Annotated in this window: 26 protein-coding genes; 16 read left to right on the top strand and 10 right to left on the bottom strand. The window is 63.5% G+C overall.

Annotated elements, in window-relative coordinates; translation table 11 throughout:
• Positions 1-39: 39 nt before the first annotated feature.
• The 15 genes from flgA (at position 40) to ACTIFK_RS06935 (ending at position 15,154) form a co-directional block, all read left to right on the top strand.
• Positions 40-471, top strand: coding sequence for a flagellar basal body P-ring formation chaperone FlgA (gene flgA, locus ACTIFK_RS07005; protein ID WP_439542337.1), 432 nt, complete (start codon positions 40-42; stop codon positions 469-471).
• Complete coding sequence (gene flgI, locus ACTIFK_RS07000) at positions 468-1,589, top strand: flagellar basal body P-ring protein FlgI (protein WP_439542336.1); 1,122 nt, start codon at positions 468-470, stop codon at positions 1,587-1,589. Before flgA ends, flgI begins: the two co-directional genes overlap by 4 nt.
• Positions 1,586-2,683, top strand: a complete 1,098-nt coding sequence (locus tag ACTIFK_RS06995; protein WP_439542335.1) for a hypothetical protein — start codon at positions 1,586-1,588, stop codon at positions 2,681-2,683. The genes flgI and ACTIFK_RS06995 overlap by 4 nt, the downstream gene beginning before the upstream one ends.
• Positions 2,684-2,751: 68 nt before the next feature.
• Complete coding sequence (flgH, locus tag ACTIFK_RS06990) at positions 2,752-3,450, top strand: flagellar basal body L-ring protein FlgH (RefSeq protein WP_439542334.1); 699 nt, start codon at positions 2,752-2,754, stop codon at positions 3,448-3,450.
• Between the two features lie 111 nt (positions 3,451-3,561).
• Complete coding sequence (locus tag ACTIFK_RS06985) at positions 3,562-4,053, top strand: flagellar basal body-associated FliL family protein (protein ID WP_439542333.1); 492 nt, start codon at positions 3,562-3,564, stop codon at positions 4,051-4,053.
• Complete coding sequence (fliP, locus tag ACTIFK_RS06980) at positions 4,050-4,790, top strand: flagellar type III secretion system pore protein FliP (RefSeq protein ID WP_439542332.1); 741 nt, start codon at positions 4,050-4,052, stop codon at positions 4,788-4,790. Before ACTIFK_RS06985 ends, fliP begins: the two co-directional genes overlap by 4 nt.
• A 173-nt stretch (positions 4,791-4,963) precedes the next feature.
• Complete coding sequence (locus ACTIFK_RS06975; protein WP_439542331.1) at positions 4,964-5,887, top strand: flagellin N-terminal helical domain-containing protein; 924 nt, start codon at positions 4,964-4,966, stop codon at positions 5,885-5,887.
• 329 nt (positions 5,888-6,216) lie between these two features.
• Positions 6,217-7,140, top strand: a complete 924-nt coding sequence (locus ACTIFK_RS06970) for a flagellin N-terminal helical domain-containing protein (RefSeq protein WP_439542330.1) — start codon at positions 6,217-6,219, stop codon at positions 7,138-7,140.
• Positions 7,141-7,280: 140 nt separating this feature from the next.
• Positions 7,281-8,210, top strand: a complete 930-nt coding sequence (locus tag ACTIFK_RS06965; protein WP_439542329.1) for a flagellin N-terminal helical domain-containing protein — start codon at positions 7,281-7,283, stop codon at positions 8,208-8,210.
• Between the two features lie 202 nt (positions 8,211-8,412).
• Positions 8,413-10,107, top strand: a complete 1,695-nt coding sequence (gene fliF, locus ACTIFK_RS06960) for a flagellar basal-body MS-ring/collar protein FliF (protein ID WP_439542328.1) — start codon at positions 8,413-8,415, stop codon at positions 10,105-10,107.
• The gene (locus ACTIFK_RS06955; RefSeq protein ID WP_439542327.1) at positions 10,104-10,709 is read left to right on the top strand and encodes a hypothetical protein; all 606 of its coding nucleotides are present in this window, start codon (positions 10,104-10,106) and stop codon (positions 10,707-10,709) included. The genes fliF and ACTIFK_RS06955 overlap by 4 nt, the downstream gene beginning before the upstream one ends.
• Entirely contained in the window at positions 10,706-11,911 is a 1,206-nt protein-coding gene (locus ACTIFK_RS06950) for a flagellar motor protein MotB (RefSeq protein ID WP_439542326.1), read from the top strand. Before ACTIFK_RS06955 ends, ACTIFK_RS06950 begins: the two co-directional genes overlap by 4 nt.
• Positions 11,911-13,212, top strand: coding sequence for a hypothetical protein (locus ACTIFK_RS06945; RefSeq protein ID WP_439542325.1), 1,302 nt, complete (start codon positions 11,911-11,913; stop codon positions 13,210-13,212). The genes ACTIFK_RS06950 and ACTIFK_RS06945 overlap by 1 nt, the downstream gene beginning before the upstream one ends.
• 68 nt (positions 13,213-13,280) lie before the next feature.
• Positions 13,281-14,708 (top strand): flagellar hook-length control protein FliK, encoded by a 1,428-nt coding sequence (gene fliK / locus ACTIFK_RS06940; RefSeq protein ID WP_439542324.1) that lies wholly within the window; start codon positions 13,281-13,283, stop codon positions 14,706-14,708.
• Between the two features lie 80 nt (positions 14,709-14,788).
• Positions 14,789-15,154 (top strand): hypothetical protein, encoded by a 366-nt coding sequence (locus tag ACTIFK_RS06935; protein ID WP_439542323.1) that lies wholly within the window; start codon positions 14,789-14,791, stop codon positions 15,152-15,154.
• Here the strand turns inward: ACTIFK_RS06935 and ACTIFK_RS06930 are convergent.
• Both ACTIFK_RS06930 and ACTIFK_RS06925 read right to left on the bottom strand, forming a co-directional pair.
• Entirely contained in the window at positions 15,102-15,302 is a 201-nt protein-coding gene (locus ACTIFK_RS06930; protein ID WP_439542322.1) for a hypothetical protein, read from the bottom strand. The two genes, ACTIFK_RS06935 and ACTIFK_RS06930, sit on opposite strands and share 53 nt — an antisense overlap.
• A 314-nt stretch (positions 15,303-15,616) precedes the next feature.
• On the bottom strand, positions 15,617-15,889 hold the full coding sequence (locus ACTIFK_RS06925; protein ID WP_439542321.1) for a hypothetical protein: 273 nt from the start codon (positions 15,887-15,889) through the stop codon (positions 15,617-15,619).
• 173 nt (positions 15,890-16,062) lie between these two features.
• Between ACTIFK_RS06925 and ACTIFK_RS06920 the strand changes: the two genes are divergently transcribed.
• Positions 16,063-16,845: a lysozyme gene (locus ACTIFK_RS06920; protein ID WP_439542320.1), complete on the top strand. Its 783-nt coding sequence runs from the start codon at positions 16,063-16,065 to the stop codon at positions 16,843-16,845.
• A 39-nt stretch (positions 16,846-16,884) separates the two neighbouring features.
• Here the strand turns inward: ACTIFK_RS06920 and ACTIFK_RS06915 are convergent, their stop codons facing one another.
• The 8 genes from ACTIFK_RS06915 to ACTIFK_RS06880 all read right to left on the bottom strand — a co-directional run bounded on the left by ACTIFK_RS06915 (position 16,885) and on the right by ACTIFK_RS06880 (position 24,951).
• The gene (locus ACTIFK_RS06915; RefSeq protein ID WP_439542319.1) at positions 16,885-17,826 is read right to left on the bottom strand and encodes a CheR family methyltransferase; all 942 of its coding nucleotides are present in this window, start codon (positions 17,824-17,826) and stop codon (positions 16,885-16,887) included.
• Between the two features lie 84 nt (positions 17,827-17,910).
• Entirely contained in the window at positions 17,911-18,276 is a 366-nt protein-coding gene (locus ACTIFK_RS06910; RefSeq protein ID WP_439542318.1) for a response regulator, read from the bottom strand.
• Between the two features lie 32 nt (positions 18,277-18,308).
• A complete protein-coding gene (locus tag ACTIFK_RS06905) occupies positions 18,309-18,782 on the bottom strand; it encodes a chemotaxis protein CheW (RefSeq protein WP_439542317.1) in 474 nt (157 codons plus the stop codon).
• Positions 18,779-21,415 (bottom strand): chemotaxis protein CheW, encoded by a 2,637-nt coding sequence (locus tag ACTIFK_RS06900; RefSeq protein WP_439542316.1) that lies wholly within the window; start codon positions 21,413-21,415, stop codon positions 18,779-18,781. The genes ACTIFK_RS06905 and ACTIFK_RS06900 overlap by 4 nt, the downstream gene beginning before the upstream one ends.
• A gap of 31 nt (positions 21,416-21,446) precedes the next feature.
• Positions 21,447-21,974 carry a hypothetical protein gene (locus ACTIFK_RS06895; protein ID WP_439542315.1) on the bottom strand — a complete coding sequence of 176 codons (528 nt, stop codon included), beginning with the start codon at positions 21,972-21,974 and terminating at the stop codon, positions 21,447-21,449.
• A 158-nt stretch (positions 21,975-22,132) separates the two neighbouring features.
• Positions 22,133-23,098, bottom strand: a complete 966-nt coding sequence (locus ACTIFK_RS06890; RefSeq protein ID WP_439542314.1) for a flagellar motor switch protein FliM — start codon at positions 23,096-23,098, stop codon at positions 22,133-22,135.
• Positions 23,095-24,120, bottom strand: coding sequence for a flagellar motor switch protein FliG (locus tag ACTIFK_RS06885; protein ID WP_439542313.1), 1,026 nt, complete (start codon positions 24,118-24,120; stop codon positions 23,095-23,097). The genes ACTIFK_RS06890 and ACTIFK_RS06885 overlap by 4 nt, the downstream gene beginning before the upstream one ends.
• Positions 24,121-24,357: 237 nt before the next feature.
• The gene (locus ACTIFK_RS06880) at positions 24,358-24,951 is read right to left on the bottom strand and encodes a L,D-transpeptidase (protein ID WP_439542312.1); all 594 of its coding nucleotides are present in this window, start codon (positions 24,949-24,951) and stop codon (positions 24,358-24,360) included.
• Between the last annotated feature and the right edge of the window lie 64 nt (positions 24,952-25,015).

The raw sequence follows: 25,015 nt of genomic DNA, 5'->3' as shown, positions 1-25,015 counted from the left end.
TGGCTCGCGCCGTTGGCGTGCGCGCTCGTCGGCGTAGCAATGCTTATGCCTGTGCTTGCCGCCTCTCCGTGCCAGGCGGGCGAATTCGTGCTGCCCGTGCCGCGCGTCACGATTTATCCGGGCGACGTGATTGCAGACACCATGCTTGTCGATAGGTCGTTCCGGAACCAGGATTTCGACGGACCTGGCTTCGTCTCCGCGCGTGAGCAACTCGTCGGCAAGGTTGCGCGCCAGACGCTTCTTCCCAATCAACCCGTGTCGACCAACGGCGTGCGCGAGGCGCATGTGGTGAAGCAGGGCCAGCCGGCCGTCGTCATCTTCCAGTCGGGCAGCCTTATCATTTCGGCGACAGCGATGCCGCTCCAGGCCGGCGCCATCGGCGAGGTGATCAGTCTTCGCAACACCGAGAGCGGGACGACGATCCGCGGCGTGGTGCATGCGGATGGCACCGTGCGGGTGGGCAGCCCATGAGCCGCACTTTCAAACGCGCTGCCTCCGTCGTTGTCATGATGCTCGCCGGTCTCGGCGTGGCGCAGGCCAAAGGGGGCATGACGCGTATCAAGGACATCACGGCCGTGCAGGGCGTGCGCGCCAATCAGCTGATCGGCTACGGTTTGGTCGTCGGCCTCAACGGCACTGGTGACAGTCTCAGGAACTCGCCCTTCACCGAGCAGTCCCTGCAGTCGATGCTCGATCAGATGGGCGTCAACATTCGCAGCGCGAATTCGCGCACCCGCAACATCGCGGCAGTACTGATCACGGCGGATCTGCCGCCGTACGCGGGGGCCGGCGCGCGTATCGACGTGACGGTGTCGTCGCTCGGCGATGCGACGTCGCTCCAGGGCGGATCGCTGGTCATGACGCCGCTGTCCGGAGCCGATGCCGCGATCTATGCCGTCGCGCAAGGGCCCGTGGCCGTCAGCGGCTTCTCGGTGCAGGGAAACGCGGAATCGGTCAGTCAGAACGTGCCGACGACGGGGCGCATTCCGAACGGCGCGCTGGTCGAGCGGGAAGTCGCCGGGACGCTGGACGACGAGGCCGTGCTGGTGCTCGAGCTTCGAAATCCCGACTTCTCGACGGCCGTGCGGGTCGCCGACACCATCAATGCCTTCACCGATCAGAAATACGGACGGAAGACCGCGCGCGAGCACGACCTCCGGACCATTTCCCTTGAGCGGCCGCACAACGTCACCGCAGCGCGCTTCCTGGCCGAGGTCGGCGAACTCTATACGGAGCCTGATGGGCCGGCCCGCGTCGTTATCGACGAGCGGACCGGAACGGTCGTCATCGGGCGCGACGTGCAGATCGCAACGGTGGCGGTATCGCACGGCAGTTTGACGGTCCGGATCACGGAGGGTGCGCAGGTTTCGCAGCCCGAACCGTTCTCGGATGGCGAAACGGTCGTGGTTCCCGAGAGTTTCATCTCGGTCAATCAGGAAGGCGCCAACCTCGCCATCATGGGCGGCACCAATCTCGAAACGCTGGTGCGCGGCCTCAACATGATGGGACTGAAGCCAACCGGTATCATTGCCATCCTGCAGGCCATCAAGACGTCGGGGGCTCTGCAGGCGGAGCTGGTCGTGCAATGACCGAGCGCCGCGACGCCAGAACGCCGAAACCGAATCGCCCGCGTGAGGGACGTTTTCTCGTTTGGGCCTTCGCTGTCGTGATCATCGCCGAGGCGTTCGGTCTTGGTGCGGCTCACGAGGCTCGCGCACAGGACGCGTGGTCGCCGATGGTCGTTACGGCGCCCGGTGGCACGCTCAATCCGCAGAGTGCCGAAACGCAGGCGCGCTTTCCGGCGCTCGAGCTGAAAATGCCCGGTGCGAATGGCGCCGCACGCGCCACGCACGGCCGGTTGCCACAGGGCGCATGGTCGCCAATCGTGACCGGGGGCATTCCGCAAGGGGGTGAAGCAGCGCCGGGCGCGCAAGTTCCGCCGCTTGCGGGCCGGCAGCAAGTCGGTGTGCCGACGCCAACGCCGGTGCAGATGCAGCCGTTGTCGCCGGTTCGCCCGCTTGCGAAACCGCAAGCCGTGGCCGCGAGCGAGGCCAAGGCCGCACCGGCCGCGCCTCAGACGCTAGAGGCACCGGCCGCCGCTGGGACGGATCCCGCGTCTGCGGACGCTAGCGGGACCTTCTTCAAAAAGCCGAGCCCGCTCGATGCGCTCCCGCCGGACGCCAATGCGGCTCAGCAGTACTGCTTCAATACCGTCGATTCCGCTTCAGATGCCCGTTTCGCCTGGCAGGCGCAGAAAATCAAGGACATGGAAGCCGAGCTCGAAAAGCGGGTGCAGAAGCTCCAGGCCAAGACGGAAGAATATAAAGCGTGGCTGGAACGCCGCGACGCGTTCTCACGCAAGGCTCACGAAAAGCTCGTGGGGTTCTATTCGCGCATGCGTCCCGACGCAGCGGCTGTGCAACTCGCAACTCTCGACGAGAATGTCGCCGCGGCGGTCGTGACCAAGCTCGAAACAAAGGTTGCAAGCCAGATCATGGGCGAGATGGATCCGGAACGGGCGGCCAAGATCGCCATGATCATTTCAGGCGCCGCGAAAATTCCGAGTTCGGGCAAGCGTCCGGCCGGGCCCGCGGCTGCCGCAGCTGGACCTGGCGGGCAAGCGGGGACACCTCCTGGCGCCGCACAGGCGCCGCCACAGCAGCCGGAGCAACCGCGATCATGATACCGGCCAGGATGATCTCAGACATTTCCTCCAAGCCAGCGCCTCGCAAAGCGCTGGCAACAGTGTTTATGGCTGCCGCCATCGCCGCGGGCGGTTGCGCGTCCTATCCGGTCGAAATCGGACGGCCTCCGACGCTGAGCGCCGTTGGTTCGGGGCTGCTGGCCGACCGCGTGTCGCTCCCCGCCGAGCCGACCACGCAACCGACGTACCGGCCCGGAAACTCGATCTGGCAGGATACCAGCGCCGACCTGTTCCGCGATCCGCGCGCGCGCAAGATCGGCGACGTGGTGACGGTCAAGATCTCGATCAAGGACAAGGCGACGCTGGATAACAACTCCAAGCGTTCGCGTGACGCGACGACCAAGCTCAAGCCCAAGATCGGATACGATCTCGCGACATCGGGCGGGCTTGCGCATACAGGCGACATGTCGATCGACGTCGAAGCCGAGGCGGAAACCTCCACCGACAGCAAGGGCGGCATCAATCGATCTGAAAAGATCGAACTGCTGGTGGCGGCCGTCGTCACGGGCGTGCTGCCGAACGGTAACCTGATCATCAGCGGCAGCCAGGAAGTGCGGGTCAATTTCGAGGTTCGCGAACTCAGCGTCGCGGGCATCGTGCGGCCGCGCGACATCTCGACCGACAACGCGGTCGGCTACGACAAGATCGCCGAAGCGCGCATTTCGTACGGCGGCCGTGGCCGCATTACCGAAGTACAGCAGCCGGCGGTCGGCCAGCAAATCTTCGACCTCTTGACGCCCTTCTAGAGTCCTTCCGGTTTTGGTTGAATCGCGGAAAGACTCTAGCCCTTTGTTTTATCGTTCTTCTTATCGGAAAACAGGTTCCCGCTTTTCCGGAAGCACTCTAGGAGCGCTCCTGTGGCCAAGAAAACTGCACCAGCCGGTGGCAAGGGAGGGGGAGGTGGGATCGTCGGATTCCTGCTCGCGACCGTCATGGCTCTGGCCGTAGGCGGTGGCTTCGGATTTTTCCTGGATGGTCACCTCAAGGGCGCCGCGCCTGTCGAGGAGGTCAAAGATGCGGCCGCGAAAGACGAGAAGCCGAAGCCGGCCGTCTCCGCGTCCGCCAAGCTGATCTCGATGGCGCCGATGGTCGTCAATCTGGCCGAGCCGAAGGACGCCTGGATCCGTATCGAGGCCTCCATGCTGATCGAGGGCGGGACGGAGGGCGCGGACGTGCTTGCGGCCCAACTCGGCGAGGATTTCGTCGCCTATCTGCGCACGGCAACGCTCGTGCAATTCGAGGGGCCGAGCGGTTTCCAGAACCTGCGTGAGGATCTCATGGATCGCGCCACGATTCGCGATAAGGCCCGCATCAAGGATGTCATCATCCACGGCGTGGTGATCGAATGAAGCGTCTCGCGCTGTTGACGCTGGCGATCCTGCTGCTCCATCCCGCTGTCGCCATGGCGCAGGGGTTCAATCTGGAGGGGCTGCTGCCGGCGGGCGAGCAGACGGTGAGCGGCCGGATGGTGCAGATCATCCTGGTCGTCACCATGCTGTCGGTGGCGCCCGGCCTTCTGATGATGGTCACGTGCTTCACCCGGTTCGTGATCGTGCTGAGCCTGCTGCGCTCCGGCATGGGGCTTCAGACCACGCCGGCGAACATGATCCTCGTCAGTCTTGCCCTGTTCATGACGTTCTACGTCATGGCGCCGACCTTCGACCGGGCCTGGCAGAACGGCCTCAAGCCGTTCGCGGAGAATAAAATTACCGAGCAGGAAGCCTACGTCCAGATCACGCAGCCGTTGCGCGAGTTCATGCGGGCGAACGTGAGGCCGAAGGACCTGGAGCTGTTCGAGGATCTCGCTCAGGAACGGTTTGGACCGCGGCCGGCGGATCAGGAAGTCGAGCTGCGCGTGCTCATTCCCGCCTTCATGATCTCGGAGCTGCGACGCGGCTTCGAAATGGGATTCCTCGTCGTCTTGCCCTTCCTCGTCATCGATCTCATCGTCGCAACGCTCACCATGTCCATGGGCATGATGATGCTCCCGCCAACGGTGATGAGCTTGCCGTTCAAGGTGCTCTTCTTCGTTTTGATCGACGGATGGAATCTGTTGATCGGAGGGCTCGTACGTTCATTTCCCTGAAAGACGATGAGTATTCGAACTATTAAAGAAAGGTCGCATTAACCGAGGCTCAACACTTCAGGATTATACGTGACTGGGTGGCAGGTAGAGTTCGGGGGAGGACCCTAAGCGCGATGCCGCGGTGTGAGAAGGGGCCGTGTCTCGGTTCCGGGTGCGTAGCGTAAAGGTGTGAAATGAGTAGTCTCAATACGAATATCGCGGCCATGACCGCGCTGCAGGCGCTTCGTTCTACGAACGCCGACATGCTTCAGACGCAGAACCGGATTTCGACCGGCCTGCGCGTTGCCAATGCTTCAGACAATGCTGCCTATTGGTCGATCGCCACAACCATGCGCTCGGATCGCCAGGCTCTTTCTACCGTTTCCGACGCGCTCGGCCTCGGTTCTGCGACCGTCGATATCGCGTCGAAGGGCGTCGATAGCGCCATCTCCGTCGCCAGCAAGATCAAAGACAAGCTCGTTGCCGCGCGTCAGCCCGGCGTCGATCGTTCCAAGATCCAGGCGGAAATCTCGGAGCTTCAGTCCTCGCTGCAGGACACTGTCGCTGGTGCCACCTTCTCCGGCCAGAACTGGCTGCAGGGCGACAGCACCGGTACGACCACCCGCACGCTCGTGTCGTCGTTCTCTCGCGACAGCACCGGCTCCATCAACATCGGCACGATTTCTGTAGATACCGGCGCCACGGGCTCGATGCTGATCGACTCGTCGGGCTCGGGCGCCGGCATTCTCGACACCGATCGCTCGGTGACGAACGGCGCCGACTACACGGTTCTGACGCTCGACATCAGTACTTTGACCGACTCCGCCAACGACCTCGAAGATCTCGAGGACATGGTCAAGGGCGTCGACGCAGCGATCACGTCGATGACGGACGCAGGCGCGCGCCTCGGCGCCGTCAAGACGCGCGTCAATCTGCAGAAGGACTTCGCAGAGACCCTGATGAGTGCCATCGACACGGGCATCGGCGCCCTCGTCGATGCCGACATGAACGAGGAAAGCACGCGCTTGCAGGCTCTGCAGGTCCGCTCGCAGCTCGGTATCCAGGCGCTCGGACTGGCCAACCAGTCGGCTCAGTCGATTCTGTCTCTCTTCAGATAGTCCTCCCGGCCTAATCCCTATCCGCCACTTTCGAGAGGCCGCGCCCAATGACGGGCGCGGCCTTTTGCTTTTTTTTTTGCTCGCGATCCGGCCTCCGGCGCCGCCGCACCGCAGTTCGTGAAATGCTCAACTTGTCAGTATGTTGAGCGTTTCTATTCAGCACCCCTAGGGTGGCGGCCGTTCGTACGCAGACTGAGCGTGGCGGGGCCATTCCGGGGCAATGGGACAGATTTGGAGCAGCGTTTAACGATTCAGTAAGCACGCTTCACTATTTTCTATCCGGACAGCCCGACTTGGGGAGCGGGACAGAGTCGGAAAAGGAACACACGATGGCGAGCCTTCTTACAAACATTGCAGCGATGACCGCGCTGCAGGCGTTGAACCAGACTAACAAGGAAACCCTGACGGTTCAGAACCGGGTTGCCACGGGTCTCCGCGTTGCTGATGCTTCTGACAACGCAGCCTACTGGTCGATCGCGACCACCATGCGGTCCGACCGCCAGGCACTTTCGACCGTTACCGACGCGCTCGGCCTCGGTGCTGCTACGGTTGACGTTGCAAACCAAGGCATGGAAGGCGCGATCAAGATCGCGAGCGATATCAAGGCGAAGCTCGTCGCAGCCCGCCAGCCCGGCGTTGACCGCGCCAAGATTCAGTCGGAAATTACCCAGCTTCAGGAATCGCTTTCGAGCGTGGTCGATACGTCGACCTTCTCGGGCCAGAACTGGCTGGCAGTAGACAGCACGGCGACGCTCGAGCGGACCCTGGTTTCCTCGTTCTCGCGTGACGGAACGGGCGCCATCTCGATCGGCACCATCACCGTCGACATCGGCGCGACCGGTTCCATGCTCGTAGATACGAGCGGCGGCGGCGTCGGCATTCTGGACTCTGACCGCAGCGTGACCAACGGCGCGGATTACACGGTCCTGACGCTGGATATCAGCACTTTGACGAACGATGCGGCCGACCTCGAAGACCTCGAGGACATGATCTCGGGCGTGGATGACGCCATCACGGCAATGACCAACTCGGCGACCGGCCTCGGCGCCGTCAAGAGCCGCGTCGATCTCCAGAAGGACTTCGCCAAGAGCCTGATGGACGCCATCGACACGGGCGTCGGCCAGCTCGTCGATGCCGACATGAATGAGGAAAGCACGCGCTTGCAGGCACTGCAGGTTCGTTCGCAGCTTGGCATTCAGGCCCTCGGCATGGCCAACCAGTCTGCCCAGCAGATCCTGAGGCTCTTCCAGTAAGCCTCAGACCAAGCTCTCCATTTTCTGAAGCGTCAGCCGCGCCCTTCGCCAGGGTCGCGGCTTTCGCCGTTTGTGCCCCGCAATCCCCACACAAGGTTCAGATTTGAGAATGAGTCACGAATCGGTAATGGGGCTCCGGCATGAGCAGCTTAAATACAAACATCGCGGCCATGACCGCGCTGCAGACCCTGAACCAAACCAACAAGGAAATGTTGGTTACGCAAAACCGCATTTCGACCGGTTTGCGGGTCAAGGACGCCTCGGACAACGCGGCCTACTGGTCGATCGCAACGACGATGCGAAGCGACAACATGTCGGTCTCGACGGTACAGGACGCGCTTGGGCTTGGCGGAGCAACCGCCGATGTCGCCGTCACCGCGATGAACAACGCCATCGAGGCGGTCAGCAAGATCAAGGCGAAGCTGGTGGCTGCACGCGCGCCCGGCCTCGACCGCTCCAAAATCCAGAGTGAAATTTCCGCGCTTCAGACCGAACTGCGCAGCACGGCCGAATCGGCGGTGTTCTCGGGCGAGAACTGGCTTAACGTCGACTCAGACGGTCCGCTGAGCAAGACGATCGTCGCCTCGTTCTCGCGCGACAGCACCGGCGCCATCACGATCGGGACCATCGAGGTCGACGTGGGTCCGACGGGCACCATGCTGTTCGATACCTCGGGCAACAACCTCGGCGCGCTCGACCTTGAACGCACGACGACCGGAAACGCCGTTACCTACAGCGTGGCGACGCTCGATATCTCGGCCATCACGGACGACACGACGGAACTTCTCGACCTCGAAGACATGATTCGGGGCGTCGACGACGCTCTGGGCCAGATGACCGATGCGGCGACCGTGCTCGGCGCCGCCAAGTCGCGGATCAGCTTGCAGAAGGACTTCGTCAGCAAGCTCATCCAGTCGATCGACACGGGCATCGGCCAGCTGGTCGATGCGGAAATGAACGAAGAGTCGACCCGCTTGCAGGCGCTGCAGGTCCGCCAGCAGCTTGGCGTGCAGGCGCTCGGTATCGCCAACCAGTCGGCGCAGCAGATTCTCCGACTCTTCCAGAGCTAATAATAAAAAGAACCTCCCGTTTCGGGCCCGGAGCCCATCACCCCGCGCCCATCAAGGCCACGCCCCCCTGCCCCGGCGTGGCCTTTTCTTTTTCGAGGCTTCGAAGGCATCGCCGCCGCTCTTCGCAATTCCCGCGCAAGCTTACACGGCCAGAATCATTCGGCGGTATTTCCAATAAGGCGCGCAAGGGGTTGAGCCGGCAATGATCGGACTCGAACAACTGGAAAAGATCTGGAGCAATCTTCTTGCTCTCGGCGGCCGGCGCCTGGCCGCTCTCGGAGTCGTCGGCGTTGCCGTGTTCGCTGCCGTGGGCTTCGGAAGTTACTACCTCAGCCGCACCGACTTCGAGACGCTTTACTCCGGTCTCACCGCGCAGGATGTCAGCCGCATCGGCGCGGCCCTCAACGAGGCGGGCATCCGCTTTGACGTGAACTCCGAAGGCACCAAGGTCCTGGTTCGCCGCGAAGAGACGGCTCAGGCTCGCGCGCTGCTTGCCGAAAAGGGCCTGCCCGCTGCCTCCAACGGCGGTTACGAACTGTTCGACAAGCTCGGCCCCATCGGCTTGACCTCGTTCATGCAGGAAGTGACGATCAAGCGCGCGCTCGAGGGCGAGCTCGAACGCACGGTGCTGGCGATGAAGGGCGTCAAGTCGGCCCGTGTTCTCATCACGCTGCCGGAAACCGGCTCGTTCAGGCGCGGTCGCCAGCAAGCGCAAGCTTCGGTCACCATCAAGACGGAGTCGCCTTCGGACAATTCCACGGCGCGCGCCATTCGCCATCTCGTTGCGGCTGCGGTGCCGGGCCTGACGATCGACGAGATCAGCGTCCTGAACACGGATGGCACGGTTCTGGCGGCCGCGGGCGACGCAAGCTCGATGGCTTCCAGCCGGAAGCTGGAGCTCGAACGCGAAGTCGGCAAGGACCTGACCGACAAGGTCAGAAAGACACTCACGCCGTCGATGGGCATCGAGAACTTCGAAGTCAGCATCGCGGCGCGCGTCGACATCGACAAGCGCATGACCAACGAGACGAACTTCGATCCGGACTCGAAAGTCGAGCGGTCGTTGCGCGTCGTCAAGGAGTCGGCGAACCAGCAGGATACGTCGAGCAAGTCGCCGGTCGGCGTCGAACAGAACGTTCCCGACCAAGGCGCGGGCGGCTCGGGCGGCGATCTGTCCAAGCGCTCGAACGAGCGGCGCGAGGATCTGACAAACTACGAGCTGAACTCCAAGACCGTCGCGACGACGAGCGAGGGCTACCGGATCGAGAACATCACGGTCGCGGTGGTTCTCAACCGCAAGCGCTTGCTCGAGACCCTTGGCGATTCCGCGACGCCCGAGCTGATCCAGACAAAGGTCAAGGAACTCGAGCGGACAGTGGTCGCGTCGGCCGGCATCAACACCACCCGCGGCGACCAGATCAGCGTGACGGTGGAAGAGTTCGTCGAGAGCGCACGCGCCGGAGACGGCTTCGATACCGCCAACCTCACGGCCCCGCTCATTGGCCTTGCGACCGGGCTTATCAAGGCCATCACGGTGCTCGGGCTCGTGTTCATCGTCGTGACGCTGGGTCTCCGGCCGCTGACGCGGGTGCTGCTTGACCAGCGTGAGGCGCAGCTTGCCGGTGGGGCGCTTGCGACGGACGGTGCAACGGGTACGACCGTGGACGACGGTTCGCTGCTGACGGCCAGCGACGACGAGGCGGCGCGACTTGCGGCCGACTCGGCGGCGACCGCGGAGCTTCTCGGCATCAAGGAACAGCGCGAGCCCAACCTCATTGCCGATATTACGAGCGACGTGATGCGTCTGTCGCAGCGCAGGCTGGAGCAGATGGTGGCGCTCGATGAAGAGCAGGCGGCTTTGATCCTGAAGCAGTGGATGAGAGAGCGGGCGGCATGACGAATACGCTGCCTGTCGCCTACTACCTCAACGATGTCGATGGCGAACCTCCGCGGCGCGGGCCGAGGGGGATGTCGGCGTTCGGGAGCACATCCGACATCGAGGCGCGTATCGCGGATGCGCACGCGCGCGGTGTGCTCGAAGGACAGGCGGCGGGGCAGGTCGAGACCGATGCGGCGTTGGCACGCCAGGCCGGCGACGCGGCGCGGGCGCTCAAGACGGAACGCGAGCGGTGGTCGGAGGTCGAGGGCGCGCGCCTTTCCGGCCTCGTCATGGATGCTTTGGCCGATCTGGAGCAGCGTATCGCAGAGCAGGTGGCGCGATGCCTGAAGCCGGTGCTGACCGACGGCATCCGTCTCAGGACCGTCGAGCAGCTTTCGAGCACGCTCAACGAGCTGCTGCGCAAGGGCGAATACGTGACCATCTCGATCTCCGGACCCGAAGATCTGCTGGCGGCCCTGAAAGCGAAACTTGGCGCCCAACACGCGGGGCTGACGTTCGCACCGTCCGACAGCGCCGATCTCGTCGTCAGCGCCGATGAAACCATTCTCGAGACCCGGATCGCGGCTTGGTCCGCTGAGATCCACGGAGACGACGCATGAGCGACACTCAAGTCCCGCATGAAGTTGTCATCGTCCGGCGCCGTGGCGGAGGCGGCGACGAAGGCCATCACGGCGGCGCATGGAAGATCGCCTTCGCGGATCTGATGACCGCGATGATGGCGTTCTTCCTCGTGATGTGGCTGCTCAATGTCTCCGACAAGGAGAAGATTTCGCAGATCGCGACCTATTTCAATCCGTTGAAGCTCAATGCGAAGCGTCCGACGATCAAGGGCGTGGAAGATGAGCAGGATACGGAAAAGTCGGCGCCGGTCACGGTCGGTCCGGCGGATAAAGGCGCGGACATCAGCACCGTCGACGACAACGACAAGCATCATGGCGCCTCCAAGCCGGGCGGCGATGGCGAACTCGAGGAAGGCGTTGCGCATAAGGCGGAAGAAGAGCTGTTCAACGATCCCTACGGCGTGCTTGCGCGGCTGGCGCTGAAGGCGTCGAGCGAAGACAGCGACGCGAAGGGTGCCGAGAGCGACAACGTGCTGCCGGGCGGCGACGCCTACACCAATCCGTTCGAGCCGTTCGCCGACCGGTCCATCCCCCAGCCGCCGAAGGAAGAGCCGCCGATTGCGCTGGAACAGTCCGGTTCGCAACCCACGGCGCCGGGTCTCGAAAAGCCGCTCGTCGTCGATCCGGAGGGCGTCGCGGACGTGCCGGCCGATGCCAATCTTGCGGCCAAGCCGGTTCAGCCGGGGCTCGGGACCGATGCGGAGGCGGAAAAGGGCAAGCGTGAGGTCGAAGCGCTCGAAGCGGAGCTGGCCAAGCAGCTTCAGGGCGTCGCTGCCGACAAGAAACCGTCGATCGACGTCGAGAAGGTCGACGGCGGAATCATGATCAGTCTCACGGACGATTTCCGCTTCGGCATGTTCGCCAGCGCGTCGGCGGCGCCGAGACCCGAATTGGTCATCGTGATGGAGAAGGTGGCAAAGGTGCTGGCCGACCACCCTGGTCAGGTCGTGGTCCGCGGCCATACGGACGCTCGCAAGTTCCGCTCCGAGCGCAACAACAATTGGCGGCTCTCAATGGACCGCGCGCAGGTTGCCTACTACATGCTCGCGCGGGGCGGCGTCGATGAAAAGCGTTTCGAGAGCATCGAAGGTTATGCCGACCGCGTGCTCAAGATTCCGTCCGATCCGAATGCGGCGCAGAACCGCCGCATCGAAATCATGCTCAAGGTGCCGAAATCGTGATGCGGGGAGCGCTCCTCTCACTGACGCTCGCGGCCGTGGCGATGATCGCCGCGGCCGGCGGCGCATTTGCGGCCGACGATCACCACGCGGCAGCGGATGCGCCCAAGGCTGCGAAAGCCGACAAGGGGCACGGCGAAAAGGGCCACGGCGACAACGGCGCAGAGCCCGAAGCTGCGGCGGACGCTCCGGCGGAACCGGAGGTTCCGATCTGGTCGGAGGTGCCGGCGGTCGAGCTTGAAAAGCAGCCGTACATACTGGTGCGCGCCCTACGCTCGATCCAGGACGTGATCGCGTCGGGTAGCGTCGAGGCGCATGAACAGCAGCGCCGCCTGTTGCGCGACTTGAGCCAGCAGATGCGCGCGCTTCCGACCGGCGTCTGGGATGACGTCCGGAACGTCCGGTCTGCCATCTTTTTCGTGCTGAGCGGCGGCGATCCGGCTGTGCTCAAGCTCGTGATCGGGCGGGAACGCACGCCGCACATTGAACGACGCCTGCTGAAGGGCGCGCTCGCCTATGGCGAGGGGCGGCTCATCGATTCGCTTGCGTTGATCCAGAAAATGGACGCACGCACGCTCGATGCCTCTCTCGCCGGCATGGTGGCGCTGATCCAGGGTACGCTGACCGCAAAAAAGGATGCGCAGAAGGCGCTCGTCTATTTCAACGAGGCGCGGCTGCTTGCGCCGGGAACGCTCGTCGAAGAATCGGCCCTGCGCCAGCAGATCATGATTTTGGCGCGGGACGGCGAAGTCGAGAAGTTCGACCTGCTGGCTTCGCAGTATTCGAGGCGCTTTCCGCGCTCGCTGTTTGCGCGCAATTTCCGCCAGCAGTTCTTCGCGGGTGTGGCGCGGCAGAGCTTCAAGCGCGCGTCCGAATGGATCTCGCGGACCGAGACGGAGCTGATGAAAGTGCCGGTTTCGGAGCGGGCGGGCCTTTATCTCGCCATCGCCGAGGAAGCGCTCAAAGGCGGGAATATCGGCATGGCGCAATTCGCAGCCGGCAAGGCGCGGGAATTGTCGAGTGCGGGCAGCCGGACCTTGCAGCGGGCCACGCTGTACGAAGGCGCGGCCATGGTCGCGACGGCGGATTTCGAAAAGGGCGTTGCGTTGCTCGACGCCATCGACGTGCCGAAGCTCGGCATGTCGGATCGCGAGGTGCTCGCGTCCGCGCGCTCCGTCGCCAAGGCCGTGGGGCGTTGGCCCGAGCCCGGAAAAGCTCCCGAGGAGCCGCCGACGGAAGGCGTGGGCCGCGCGGAAACGCTTTTGTCTCAAGTCGATTCACTTCTAGAAGGAGCTTCGCAGTGACTGCGACGCCAGCATTAAATTCAGGATTGCCTGTCGCCTCGCCTTCGTCCGCTGCCGCCGATACAGGCATGGAAGAAGGTGACGCTTCGTTCGGCGACGCGCTCGATCAAGTGTTTCTTACGACTTTGGCCGCGCTGAAGGACGGTGGGCCGGGACGCGGAAAATTCCTCGGCGGCTCGGTGGGCGAAGATGCCGATCGCGAGTCCGAGGGACTGCGCGATGTGGCGCAGGTGCCGGATCGGACGGGGTCAGCCAATCTCGTGTTGGCGACGCTGCAGGTGTCCGGGGCCGCGAACGGTGGCGCGGAGGGCGTTGCCGGGGCAGGCGATGGCGCGGTCAGCGTGCCAGCGACGGGACCGTGGATGCCTGGCCAGGTCGAGGACGGCGAAAGCGAATTCGATACGGGGCAACTGCTCGACGCGCTGAGACCCGACGCCGCGCGCGTCGCTAGACGGGATGCCACTGGAGTGGAGTTCACCGAGAACACGACGCTCAGGGTTCTGCGCCGGGAAACGCATCTGGCGGTCGTGCGGACTCCGGTCAACGTCTCCGCGACGCTCGGGGGCCTCGAGGAGGCGGCCCGGGCCGCACCCTCCGAAACGTCACAACCTGCTCCTGTCATTGGGGACGCGCGGGGCAATTCCTTGCGGTCCGATCCGACCGACGCCACGCCGCTTGGCGCCGTACTCGCCCGCTCGCAGGGTGACGCGGGCCAAACGCGCCGCGACGTCTCGAATGTTCACGCGGACGCGAGCACGGTCGATAATGCGCCGAAGAGTGGCGCTGCCAGCAGCTTCTCGTTCGAGGAAGCCGCCAAGCATTCCGCTGACCAGAATGCAGGCGGAGACGGACGGCAAGGGTCCAGGGGCGAGCGCGAGCCGTCTTCGCAGACGTCGGGCGCGATCTCGATCGGGCTGGACGGCACACGAACGCAGGCCGTTCGCGACGCGTCGGGTGAGGTCGTCTACGAAACTCCGGCCGAACAGATATTCTCGGAGGTTCGCGCGGAGCTCGATGCTGAACCGGTGCTGCAAACCTCGACCGACGGCGCCAAGAAGGTTCTCCACCTTGAACTCAAACCCGCGAGTCTCGGGAGCGTGACGGTGCGCATCGCGCTCAAGGATAACGTCGTGACGCTGCATCTCGAAGCGCAACGGAGCGATACGCTCGCTGCCATCGAGCGCGACCGCGATGCCTTGGCGGGGGCCTTGAAGTCGGCCGGGTATTCGGTCGACGCCATCACCTCATCGGTGCAGACCGACGGCGGACGTCTCAATGGCCTGGTCGCCGCTGGTGCTGATGCCAATTCTGCGGCGTCACAGGGCAATCCGCAGGGATCGTTCGCTCAGGGCGCCGGCGATGGCGCCGCGAATTCTTCCGGTCAGGGCCGTTCCGGACAGTCGATGTCCGAGAATCATGGTGAACGCGCCCAGTCCGATCGCGGCGGCGATCGCAGCCGGGTATCCCCGGGCGTCGCGGATGGGTTATACGTCTAGTCACTTCAGGTCAGTGACTGTCGCAAGAGTTGAGTATGAGCGTTGTTCTTTTTTCGTCTGGTGCAAGAGCGGCGAGAGCGATGGCAACCACAGCTACAGGTCTTCTCGGGCCCTTCCGGCTCGCTTATGACGACATCACCAACACCATTCCGCGCGTGGCGCCGGGCGCCTTCGTGCTGGGACACAAGGGCCCGGACGGGCGTTTCTACGTCGACTACGTCGGCCGGGCGGATCACGACGTACGGGACAAGCTGCTGCAGATGATCGGATCGGGCAACCTGTTCAAGTACAGGTGCTCGTCGACCATGGAAGCCGCATTCCATGCAGAATGCGAGCTGTTCCACGACTTCCAGCCGCCGGGAAACCGGATGCATCCCGACCGGCCCGCAGGGACTAGTTGGGAATGTCCGAGGTGCCGCTTTTTCCGGCTTCAAGGGCGAGCATAGCCATCATGTCGCTCAGCGCGGCTTGATAGCCGTGATGCCAGTAGGCGCGCTCCGGCGTGTGCGGATCGAGATGGCGCTGATCCACATCGGTGTAGGGCGCCTCCTCATCGAGCCACTCGCGGATGTTGTCGCGGCGCTGACGGAGCATACTCACATTCGATTTCTGCAACATATTGACCGACCCCTGACCCTGCAATTTTTTGTGCTCTCTTGATGCGCGAGCCTCACCTTTGTACAGGGCCGCTGTTGAGGTCGACTTAGGCGGGGCCGGAAAAGTTGCTTCAAATTTTAACGGGTCTTCCGTGCGAAAACGGGACACTTCGCCGACGTTCTTTAGGATTTGATTGTGCCATCGCGGCGTGGCTGGACGCTTTGCCGACGCGACAGCCGGAGGCTTTGTTCAGGGCGCGTTTGGCGCGCTGTATCACCTGAATAGCGGCTCGAATCGCAACGCGTCAGGGATCAGTGGACTTCCGGAAGGATGTCGCTGAGGCGGCGGGCGCCGGCGGGCCGTTTCGGCGCGGCAGCGGGGGCCGGGCCTTTTTCGACGATCTCTGTCGCCAAGCGGCGGATCCAGCCGTCAATGGTGGCATCGGGGTTGCGGCCGGCCGCCACGTCGCTTGCGACGGCGTTGGCGAGGGCGCGTGCGAGCGCCGCGGCGCGGGTTTCCCCGAGCGGGCGGGACAACTCGCCGAGAGCTGAGATACGTGCGCGAAGGTTAGCGGATACTTGCATGGTTGCACCAAACGAAGACATGTCCGTTCTACGCAACTGCCGTGCCAAGGCTCGGACGGAGGCTCGGACTGAGCCTCTTAAAAAACGCCAGCGAAGCCGATCGTGAATTCCGGGTCAGCTTTGCGCAAGGGCCTCGCGTTAACAAGGCGGGTCAGAGGCCAAAGAACCCTGCCATGCACAGCTTTTATCTGGATGCGATCCGCAACTTCGAGGGGTACACCCCGCAGGCGCAGTGGGACTATGCCCAGTTCTCGAACGGGTACGGCACCAAGGCGCGTTTCGCGGGCGAAAAGATCGATCGTGCGGAGGCGGAGCGCCGTTTCCACGCCGAGGTCGCTTCGGCGCGCTCCATCGTCGAGAAAGCGGCGCCCCATGTCGACGAGGGCACGAAGGCCGCGTTGACATCGCTCACATACAACGCGGGGACTTCCTGGATCCAAAGCGGGCTCGGCGATGCGGTGCGCCGTGGCGACCTCGATGCGGCCCGGGAGATCTTTCAGAAATACAACAAGGCCGGAGGCGAAGTTCTGCCCGGCCTGCTTCACCGAAGGTCGCAAGAGGCCCAGTGGATCGGCAATCCGGGTGCCGTGACCGGAGAGATGGCCGCGGCGCCGACCGAAACCGCCAGTGCGGCCTTGCCGCCGGTCGTGGTCGAGCGCGACCAGGGTGCGCTCAACCTGGCCGAGGTCATTCAGCGGCGCGGCGTGCAAGCCGCTCAGCGCGCTGAGGCGCCTATCGAAGCGAACCCGGCATGGCGCGGCAAGGCGATCGAGCGCGTGGTCGCTTCAGGTTCGCTGGGCAGCGTGGCGAACGAGGCTCTGGTCGCGTTGATCGAAGTGGATCGTCTCGGTCCCGGCGGTATCTCGGACTATGCGCGGCTGGCGCAACTCGGGCGCGGCAGCGAACTGGCGAAGTCCGATCGGGACCGCCAGAACAGCGAAACGCGGCGGATTTGACCGCCGCGTTTGCGTTTGTCGTCCATAATGTAACTTGTTCTAGCCGGCGGTGCGCATCCGCGCGGCCTGCATGGCGGACGCGGCGAAACTCGTCGGCAATGTCGCCGGTGCAGGCGAAGGAGCCGGCGCCGCGCGGGGAGCGAACTTGTTTTCGGACGATGCCGGTACGGGCGCGCCGTTGCGCATGAAGATGCCGCGATGCTCGGGGTGGCCGACAAGATCCGTCTTGAGGCCGATCAGGCTTTCCGATGCGCCAAGGGTGAGGAAGCCGTCCGGCGCGAGGACACGCGTCATGCGACCAAGGATGTCCATCTTTCGCGCGGCGTCGAAATAGATCAGCACGTTGCGGCAGAAGATGATGTCGAAGCGGCCGAGGGCCGTGTAATCGGCCAGCAGGTTCATCTGGCGGAACTGCACCTTGCTGCGCATGGCTTCCGAGATCTGCCAGCTGTCGCCGATCTGGTTGAAGTTGCGGAGCAGCATCGGTGTGGGAAGGCCGCGCTGGACCTCGAACTGCGAGTAGATGCCCTTGCGCGCCTTGTCGAGCACCTGGTCGGACAGATCGGTGCCGAGGATCTCGATCTTCCAGCCGGGCATGCGCGCGGCGTTTTCGTCCAGGATCATGGCGAGCGAGTAGGCTTCCTGTCCGGTCGATGCGGCCGCCGACCAGATGCGGAGACGCTTTTCGTTCTGCCGCTTGGCGATCATGGCCGGCAACATGACATTGCGGAATTGATCGAAAGGGGACTTGTCGCGGAAAAAGTAGGTTTCGTTGATCGTCATCGCCTCGATGACGTCCTTGGCCAACTTTGGCGACTGGTTCTTCTGGAGGATGAGCACCAGCTCATCCAATCCCGATAGTTTCTCGCGCCGCACGATCGGCATGACGCGGCTTTCCACGAGATATTTCTTGCTTTGTTCCATCACGAGGCCGGAGGAACGGCGCAAGTAGTCGCAAAGGGCGTCAAATGCTTGGGACATGCTACGCATCACCAAAAAGAGTTGGGCAGTCGTCGAGACGATCGGGGCCATGCGCCGTTGAGCGCGCAGCCGGGCGAATGCGCCCTACATCATTCCGATCTGCTCGAGCTTCGTGCGGATAATTTCTTGGTCAAATGGCTTCATGATGTACTCGGTGGCACCAGCCTCGAGCGCAGTCATGATTTTTTCGCGCGTGTTTTCCGTGGTGCAGAAAACCACCTGCGGATCGTTTCCGTTGGGCAATTTGCGGAGCTTGGTCAGGAACTCCAGGCCGCTCATGACCGGCATGTTCCAGTCCAGCAGAATGAGTTCCGGAAGTGCGACCTGGCACTGCTCAAGAGCGTGTGCCCCGTCCTTGGCCTCAGAGACCTGGAAACCCATGTTGTCCAGAATCTGCTTGGCGATCTTGCGAATGAAGGCGGAGTCATCCACCACGAGCGCAGTCTTCATTGTCACTAACCCTTTTTACTCACGGCTACACGTCAGTTGGCAAAGTCGAAGAGCGCTCCGATGTTGAGAGCGGGAATGAGGAGGTTTCCGACTTTGTAGAGGCCCGCCATAAAGCGGGAACGGGCAGGATCGAAATGGGCGGGAATCTGCACCTTCATCGAGGCGTCGAGGGTGAGCACGTCGCCCACCTCGTCCACGATCAGGGCGAAGTTCTCGCCTTTGTGTTCGATGCCGATGGCGAGCGAGTTCTGCAGCTCGTCGACGGGGATGCCGAGGCGGCGGCGCAGGCTGACCGCCGTCACGATGCGTCCGCGCAGATTGACGAGGCCGACGATGTCGGCAGGACCGAGCGGGATGGGCGTCACGCTCGTGATGCGGAAGATGGTCTGCGTGTGCAGCACCGAAAGTCCAAAGGCTTCGCCGCCGGCGAAAACCGTGAAGTAGCTTTCTTCGCCCGCGGTCGGGACGTCGGAAACTGCCGAGATGGCGAGGGCTGCGCTGCTCATGCGGCGATTTCCATGCTGGAGGTCTTGGCGTCGGCCGCGGCGTCGAGGGTGTAGGCCAGCGTTTCGAGAATTTGCTGACGCTCATGCCGGCTCAACAGCGCCGCCATGCCGCCCTCGGTGGCGATCCGCGTGGTGCGGTTCGTCGGGTTCTTGCTGACGCCGATGACAGGCACGATGTTCGAATTCTTGCGGTCCTTGAGGGCACGCTGGAACGACGGAAGAGCGAGCGCCGGCGCGTCGGCATCGATGATGACCGCATCGAAGCTCGAGATCAGATGCAGGAACTCGTTCGAATCCGCCGGGATCGACGATGCGACCAGACTATAGCCGCCAGCCGAGATGGCTGGGCAGAGCAGATCGCGCAGGACCTGCTCGTCGGCGGCGAACAGCACGCGCTGGGGCGTGGCGTTGCTGCGCGACGGCGGATCGGCCAGGCGGATGAAGTGGGAGACGTCGATCAACTCGACAGCTTCGCCGCGGATCTCGGCCGAGCCGATCAGCTCCGAGTTGGCGCTGGTCAGCTGGATCTCGAGCTTCTCTTCGAGAATGTCCACGATCTCGTCGGCCATCAGGCCGATGGACCGGTTTTCCGTCGCCACGACGAGCACCGGATAGGCCGGGCGCGACATGTCGATTTCGTGGGAGATCGGAACGATCGGCATCAAGCGGCCCTGCAGGAGGACCATCATGCGGCCGTCGGAATTTTCGATGCGGCTCGTTTCGACCATCTCGATGCGCGAGACGAGCGAAAGCGGGAGCACCTTGGGCGCTCCGCTGCCGGCGCGGAACATGACGAGGCGGCGGCGCTCGAGCGCGCCCTGGTCGCGGACCTGCTCGCGCTTCTTGTCGGCCGATTTCTCGATGCCGAGGTTGGCGCCGATGCCGGCCGGATCGAGGATGAGCACGACCGAGCCGTCGCCGAGAATGGTGTGGCCGCTGAAGATCTTGAGATGAGAGAGCGACGCGCTCAACGGCTTGACGACGATTTCCTGAATATCGGCGACGCTGTCGACGATGACGCAGAAGGATTCGGTGCCGACCCGCATGACGACGGCCAGCTTATCGTTGGTGTCGTCGTCCGAACCGGACTGGAGACCGACGACGTTGCGCAGCTCAACCGCTGGGATCACTTCTTCGCGCAGCTTGAGCACCAAGGCGTGCTGCACATTCTGGATGAGGTCCTTGTAATTCCTGCCCAGGCTGACGGCCTCCACGACCGCGGTCTGGGGAAGCGCGAAGCGTTGGCCGGCAACCTCGATGATCAGAGCGGGCGCGATGGCGAGCGTCAACGGAATGCGCATCGAGAAGCGGCTGCCGCGTCCTTCGACGGACGACAGCGAGACCGAGCCGCCGATGGCTTCGATGTTCGAGCGGACGACGTCCATGCCGACGCCGCGTCCGGACACGTTGGAGACGACCTGGGCCGTGGAGAAGCCGGCTTCGAAGATATGCCGGTAGATCTCCTCGTTGCTCATGGCGCGGAGCTCTTGCTCCGTCGCGAGACCCTGAGAGAGGATCTTCTGCTTGATGCGCTCGGTGTCGAGGCCCTTGCCGTCGTCGGAGATGTCGATCGTGATCTGGCCGGCTTCGTGCGCGGCCGAAACACGGATCTCGCCGCGCTCGGGCTTGCCCTTGGCGATGCGCTCGTCCGGCCGCTCGATGCCGTGATCGGCACAGTTGCGGATGAGATGGGTCAGCGGATCGCGGATCACCTCGATGAGCTGGCGATCGAGTTCGGTGTCGGCGCCTTCAGTGATGAGATCGATGTTCTTGCCGAGGCTGGTCGACAGCTCGCGGATGAGACGCGGAAGGTTGGCGTAGAGGCGGCCGACGGGCTGCATGCGGGCGCGCATGACGGCGTCTTGCAGGTCGCTGGTCAGCGTCGAAAGGTGCTGCAGCGGCGTCTTGATCGCATCGTCTTCGCGGTGACGCGCCAGCTCGAGGAGCTGGTTGCGGGAGAGCACGAGTTCGGAGACGAGCTGCATCATGCGCTCGATCGTCTCGACCGAGACGCGAATGGATTCGCCGTTGCCGCCGCCCTGGCCGCGCTGCTCTTTCTGTTGCGCGGGCGCTGCGGCTTCGGATTTCGCCTGGGGCTTGGGAGCGTCGGGCGCCGGCTGCTCGGCTTTGGCCGCGGGCGCTGCCGCGACGGCGGGCTCGGGCTTTACTTCCGCCGGTGCTGCGGGCGCGCTGACGGGTGCTGAGGCCTCAGCCTTTGCGCTCGCCTCGGCGGCGGCAGTGGCTGCTGCCGCTTCCGAGCCCGCGGCATAGTAGGCCTCTAGCGCATTGATGATCTCGCTATCGTCGTCCGGCGGCTCGGAACCGTGCTTGCCGATGTCCTCGATGATCGTCTTGATGCGATCGATGGCGGCCAGGATGAGCGTGACGGAGTGCTGCGTCGGCGGGACGCCGTCGCGCAGCATGCCCATGACGGACTCCGCTGCGTGGCCGACGCGCTCCAGCCGTTCGAGACCGAGGAAGCTCGATGTTCCCTTGATCGTGTGGACCAGACGGAAAATGCTGGCAATCAGGGATGCATCGGTAGGGTTGCGCTCGAAATGCACAAGCTGCGTTTCGGCCCCTTCGATATGCTCAGTCGTTTCCGTGAGAAAGTCTCGGAGCAGCTCGTCCATAGCAGTTACCTCAGCGTCGGGTTTGCGGCTGTTACGCGACGCAAGGAATCAAGCGATCGGCCATGCCCTGGGGGCTTTCGGCCGGATTGGCTCTGCCGTTGTTGACGAGATCGGAGGCGCGGTTGAGGGCGCTGCGGATCGCGCACGAGGCGTTTTCGCAGAAGTCCGAAACGCGGGTGGGATCCAACTCGCCGTCGGGGCTGCGGTGGGCGCTGATGACGTCGATGCTGGCGGTGGCCATCGCATTGACGCCGTCGATGATGCTTTCGAAGTCGCGCCGGAAGGATTCGTCCAGGCCTTCATAGATTTCGAGGGCGCGCGCGCTGCCAGGCAGCAGCGACTTGGCGAAATATTCGCGGTACGTCACGGGACGCCATTCCAGCAGCTCGTCGAGCATTTCCGGAAGCAGCGTGGGCAAGTTCTCGATCAACAGGAGAACTTCGTTGAAATGATTGAGATAGTCGTTGGCGATGCCGGATGCAGGGTTGACCAGGCAGGCCGCGCGCTCTTCCAAGTCCTTCGCGGCGCCGGTTTCCACTGCTGTTTCGCTAATGCCCATTGATTGCCGCCCGCGTTAAAGTTTCGTCCGCATGTGGTGACGATACTTCCACGCCGTTGCCTAAAAATCGGTTACGAGCGCCGCAAGAAGTGCGGGACCGGACTAAAATTACAGGCATCGCAGGGGGTAAGCGGAGGATATCCGCGATCCGATCGGGGTCAGGCGCCCCGCGCCGGGGAGCCCGAGATCAAATCGGCGACCAGCTCTTTCTGCTTGTCGATGGGTTGCTCGACCACGAGGGCGAACTTGCTCTTCGATTGGGCGAGGCGGCACCAGAAGATGCGCTCGTCCTGGCATTCGAGCGCAATCAGGCTCTTTGGGTCGGCGTTCAAGCGCAGGATCTGGCCCGGCTCGAGTGCCGCGATCTGGCCCAGCGTCATCTCCGGCCCTTCCAGGACACCCTTGAGCATCATGGTCGACGAGGCGACGCCGTCCTGCATCTTCTTCTGCCACTCGGGATCGACGCTCGTGCCATCGAGCGCGCGCTGGCGCTCCAAGAGCTTGCGGATCGGGTAGAGGGCGGACTGCGGGATGATCATGAACATGCGCCCGCCGTTGTCCAGGATCTGGAACAGGATCTGGACGGCGATGACGGGGACGTCGGTCTGGCCGAGAATCTGGAAGTCGAGCTTGGTCTCCAGTTTCTCGATTTCGAGTTCGACGGGGGTAATCGGCGTCAAAAGCGTTTCGAGCTCGGGAACGATGATGCTGAAGACGCTGCGCGCGAGGCGGGCTTCGAGCGACGTGAAGGGGCGGTCGGATTCGAACGGCGGCATGGAGCCGTCGCCGCCGAACGCCGCGTCGATGAGCGAGAAGATGAAGCGCCGGTCGAGGCCGATAACGATGCGGCTATCCCATTGGCGACAATAGTAAATTCCGGCAATACTGTCTTCGTAGGATTCCAGCACGTCCCAGGAGTTGCCGCTTTCCATCTGGTTGACGAAAAACGACGAGGGGACGTTGCAGTACTCGCGGAAGCGCTCGGAGAGCGTGGTGACGAGCCGTTCCAGGACGCCCTTGAGGACGTGCAGCCGTTCGACTTCCAGCTTGGGAGGCTCAAGCAACTTGTCCGTGCCGGGCTGTCCGCCGGACTGACGGACCTCCGCATATTCCTCTCGCATCATTCTTCCTCCGTTGACGCGATTTCGATGATGCCCTTCTCAAGCATTTCCATGGCAGCATCGGCGATAGCGCGGCGTGCTTTCTGAACTTCCTTGGCGGTGGCCTTCTTGCCGGTGGCCATTTCCTGCTCGATCATGCGGCGCGCGCGCGCGGGGGTCGCTTCGAGGACCAAGTCGATCATGCGCGGTTCGGCGCCGGAGAGCGCGGTGATCGTGCGGTCGGCCGGGATGCCGTCGAAGAGTGTGACGAGGGCGGCCGTCGACAGGCGCAAGAGGTCGTCGAAGGTGAAGAGCAGGCCGCGCACCACTTCGGCTTCCTTCGGCCGATGCTGATCGAGATCGTTCAAGATCTCGTCCATCTGCTTGCGGTCCATCTTGTTGATGATGTCGGCGAGACGGGCGTGGATGGTCGGTCCGGTGTTCTTGGCGCTCTTGTAGAGCAGCTCTTCCTTGACAGCTCCTTCGAGCAGTTGAATGGGGCGTTCGAGCACGATCTTGATCGCGAGCATCCGGCGCATGATCTCGTTACGCAGCGGCGTTGGCAGCATCTTGAGAGAGGCTGCCGCGTAGGCCGGGGGCGTGCGCGAAAGCACGAGCGCGGAGACCTGCGGATGTTCCTTGGCGAGATATTGGGCGGTCGATAGCTCGGGCACTTCGCCAAGCTTGATCCAGATCGACTGCAGCGACTTGGAGCGCACCTGAGACATGATCTCGGCGATCTGCTCAGGCGGGACAACGCCGCTGAGAAGCTGCTCGACCTCGTTGGCGGTGGCGATCAGATCGCCGCCGTTGCGCAGGCTCATCGCGAATTCTTCGATGAGGGCGTCGAGCGCCGACTTCGTGACGGCACCGAGGTCGGTCGCTGTCTGGGCAATGAGCTTGATGTCGTCTTCGTCGAAGTGCTTGAGGAGGCGCGAGGCGACCTTCTTGTCCATCGCGAGCAGCAGCGCCGCAACCTTCTTCGGGCCGGTCAGGACCTGGTCCTGCGGCTCCTCTTCTCGGCCTACTCGGCGTTCGGCTTGCACCTGGGTCTCGGTCGCTAGAGGGCCATCGTTGAAGGCGCCGCGCGCATCAGCGCGTCCGACGTTTCATCGTTGGTTCCTGCTGCGCACAGGCGCGCGTTGGCGGCCACGGGCGCGGGCGGAAACCCACGCGATTGTTGAGCGATTTGGCTTGAGCGAAGCTTGTGGAATAGCAGCCCCTGCAACTCCAAAGCGCGCTTTCTTTCCCGAGATGTGGCCGCGTTTACGCGGGTGGGCGGATCAGCTGAAGCGCTGCCACGTTACCGTGACCTTGGTGCCGACCGGAACGCGTGGATAAAGGTCCAGCACGTCCTCGTTGTACATGCGTATGCAGCCCTTCGAGACGGCGGTGCCGATGGTCCAGGGCGCGTCTGTGCCGTGGATGCGATAGGCGGATGCGCCAAGGTAGAGCGCGCGGACACCCATCGGGTTCATGGGATGTCCGCCCGGCACCCATCGCGGGAGGCGCGGGTTTTCAGCCAGCATGGTCGGGGTTGGCGTCCAAGACGGGTTGACTTGCTTGTTGGAGACGCTGGTCACGCCCTGCCAGCGGCTCTGCTCGCGCGGGACGGCGATCGGGTAGCTGATGGCCTCGCCGCGGGTATGGATCCAGTACAACTTCTTGTCGCCGAAGGAGACGATGATCTGGCGCGGCTCATACTTCGGGCTGAAGCCGATGACCGAGCGCGACCCGCCATCCCAGAGGAAGGAAAAGAAGTCCTGCGCGGACGCGGTGGCCGGAATCAGGGCCGCCGACATGATAATCGTGGCGGCAAGAACGGCGCGCCAGCGCTTCGCGATCTGCACCGGCTGCCTCGAACGCTCGATTCTCATCGTGTCGTTTCCCCCGTGGAAGTCTGCAGCGACTGCCGGCGCGCTTCGAAGCGTTTTCGACAGC

The organism is Hyphomicrobium sp., from assembly GCF_051860585.1.
Classification (GTDB): domain Bacteria; phylum Pseudomonadota; class Alphaproteobacteria; order Rhizobiales; family Hyphomicrobiaceae; genus Hyphomicrobium_C.
Note: the sequence above shows the minus strand (reverse complement) of the source record. Positions and strands in the feature narration are given on the sequence as shown.